The organism is Leptospira alexanderi serovar Manhao 3 str. L 60 (assembly GCF_000243815.2).
GTDB lineage: Bacteria > Spirochaetota > Leptospiria > Leptospirales > Leptospiraceae > Leptospira > Leptospira alexanderi.
The window spans coordinates 30,001-32,500 of the sequence record NZ_AHMT02000047.1 but is presented as its reverse complement, the minus strand read 5'-3'; the positions used below and the strand labels follow the sequence as shown (position 1 = coordinate 32,500).

The following is a 2,500-nucleotide window of genomic DNA, read 5'->3' as shown; positions in this document are numbered from 1 at the left end:
GTTTTATTATGAAACTTATGGAATGATTGTAACTGATTTTGGGCCAAGTTCTTAAGAAAATAAAGGAAACTTTTCTAAGAGTAGGAGATTAACAGGTCAAAAAAGGAAAATGAACAAAGTTGACGAGAGTAAAAAAAATGCAGCCGTTACTTTAGTCATGGTCACTACAAATTCAACGTAATTTTACCGGAAAATTAAAAGAGATCTTCTTCTAAAGCGGAATCGGAGGAAGTTTGAGCTGTCGTTTTGGATTCTGCCCGAAAACCGGTTTTGTTTGTCTTTTTCGATTCGTCTTTGGTAAGGGCTTCTATCTTACCTTCTGCAGAATCCAAAATTCCCCGGCAGATTTTTTTAAGTTCCATCCCTCTTTCATACGCCTTGAGAGATTCTTCCAGACTGAAGTCTTGGCGCTCCAATTTTTCTGCGATTTGTTCGAGCTCAACCAGAGCGTCTTCAAATGAAATTTTTGATCTTGTTTCCGCCATTCTTATTTTCCTTTTCTGATCACTTGTATCGTTCCACCTGAAAGTAAAACTTGTAATTCTTCTTCCGGTTTTGTTTCTTCCGGAGATCGTATGATTTTTCCTTTTTGGTTTCTAAGAATCGAATATCCCCGTTTCATCGTGGCTGGTGGAGAAAGGTCTTCCACCTTCGTAGTCCAAAATTCCGCTCTTTGTTTTTTGTGAAAAAAAATATTCCGCATTCTGGATGTAAGATCTTCATATCGCTCCAACCGAACTCGGGCCAGACCCACTTTGTTGAATAGAGCCTTTTGCAAACGAACTCCAATCTCATCCACTCTTTGGTTTCTTTGGTTGAGAAGTTGCATTGGTTCCTTAAAAATAAACTTTCCGGACAAAAGTCTGAGTCTGTCTTTGCTGGATGAAATTCTTGCAAGTAGGGAGGTTTTCAGCCTTCCTTCCAATTGGGTTAAGAATTGAAGCACATCTTCTTCTTTAGGAACCGCATATTCTGCCGCCGCGGTGGGAGTCGGAGTAGAATAGTCCGCCGCAAAGTCGCTTAATAAAACGTCGGTTTGATGACCCACCGCGGAGATAATAGGAATTCTGGAATTTGCGTAAGCCCGAACCACCTTTTCGTCGTTAAACGCCATCAGATCTTCGAAACTACCTCCTCCTCTACCTGCTATGATTACGTCGACCTCCCAACTGGGATGATTCAGTTCCTTGATCGCGGCGACGATTGAGTCCGGGGCTTCGTCTCCTTGAACGAAACAAGGAGAAATGAGAATGTTAATTCCCGGAAAACGGGAACGGGCGATTTTGATAATATCTTCTATTGCCGCGCCGGAGGGAGAAGTTGCAATACCGAGAGTTTTCGGAAAAGACGGAATTCTTCTTTTTCGTTCCGGATCAAAGATTCCTTCGGCCGCGAGCTTCTGTTTGAGTTTTTCGATTTGGAGTAGAATATCCCCTTGTCCCAATTCTTCCACTCGAGTCACATTGAGATTGTAAGAACCTCCGGCTTCGTAGAGTGTAATCGTTCCATAGACCTGAACTTCCTTTCCATCGGAGAGGGGCTTTCCAGAATAATTCTTGTTCGAGTAGTTGAAAAAAGTGCATCGCATCAGTGAACTTGAATCTTTAAGGGAGAAATAAATATGCCCCGAACTGGCTTTGCTATAATTGGAAATTTCTCCTCGAACCCAGATATTCTTTAAATCTTTGGATCCTGTGATTAGGTTCTTAAGGATTCTTGTGACTTCCGAAACGGTAAGTGGTTTGGAATCTTCCAATATTTACTACCGATGTCCCTTGCTCAAAATTAATTCCTTGCGATATAATTTCCAAAAATCCCAAAGAATGACAACTAACGTGACTACGACTGGACCCAACACTAATCCCATGATTCCGAATTCTTTGATTCCTCCAATCAACGACAAAAAAATCAGAAGTGGATGTGCCTGCAATTTTTTATCGAGCATTCTGGGCTTTACGAAATTTTCCAAAGCGAGATAAAAGAACAACGCATTCCCCATAAAAAAGAAGGCCATCATCGGATTATTTTCCAAAAAGAGAATATAAAGTCCGATTGGAAGCCAAACTACGGAAGTTCCTACAACCGGAATGATGGAAAAGAATGAGGCTAAACTCGCGTATAAAAACGGGCTCGAAATTCCCGCGATCAAAAGAAGAACATAAACAGCCGCTCCTTGCAGGATAGATATAATGAGATTTCCTCGGATTACAGTCTGAACCGCGGAAGTTACTTTTCTTCCAACCTGTTCTTCCAACTGTCTGGAAAAGGGAAGATTATCCAAAATGAATCGTTCTACTTTTTTTCCGTCTTGATAGAGAAAGAATAATACTAAAAGTGCGAAGAATAGATTCATCAAAATTCCGGTCGGTAGTTCTATGTTTCCTAAAATAAAAGAAGACGCGTTACTCAGAATTCCGTAGATGCTGTCCAAATTGAGAATATCCACGTAATTCTCCGCGAATTCTCCGTAGATTTCGGGAACTTTTACCCAAAAGAATTC

3 protein-coding genes (1 of these 3 cut by a window edge) are annotated in these 2,500 nt (G+C 40.9%); all 3 read right to left on the bottom strand.

Annotation, left to right across the window (positions count from 1 at the left end; translation table 11 throughout):
* Window positions 1-194: 194 nt before the first annotated feature.
* Tightly spaced (at most 6 nt apart), the 3 genes in view from LEP1GSC062_RS14695 to LEP1GSC062_RS14685 form a layout consistent with a single transcriptional unit that may run on beyond the window.
* Window positions 195-485, bottom strand: coding sequence for an exodeoxyribonuclease VII small subunit (locus tag LEP1GSC062_RS14695; RefSeq protein WP_010578979.1), 291 nt, complete (start codon window positions 483-485; stop codon window positions 195-197).
* A gap of 2 nt (window positions 486-487) precedes the next feature.
* Complete coding sequence (gene xseA / locus LEP1GSC062_RS14690; RefSeq protein ID WP_020984651.1) at window positions 488-1,756, bottom strand: exodeoxyribonuclease VII large subunit; 1,269 nt, start codon at window positions 1,754-1,756, stop codon at window positions 488-490.
* A 6-nt stretch (window positions 1,757-1,762) separates the two neighbouring features.
* Window positions 1,763-2,500, bottom strand: partial view of an AI-2E family transporter gene (locus LEP1GSC062_RS14685; RefSeq protein ID WP_139356684.1) — the 3' portion only. Its footprint extends 393 nt past the window's final position; only the last 738 of its 1,131 coding nucleotides appear in the window; its start codon lies off the right edge, out of view; it ends in the stop codon at window positions 1,763-1,765.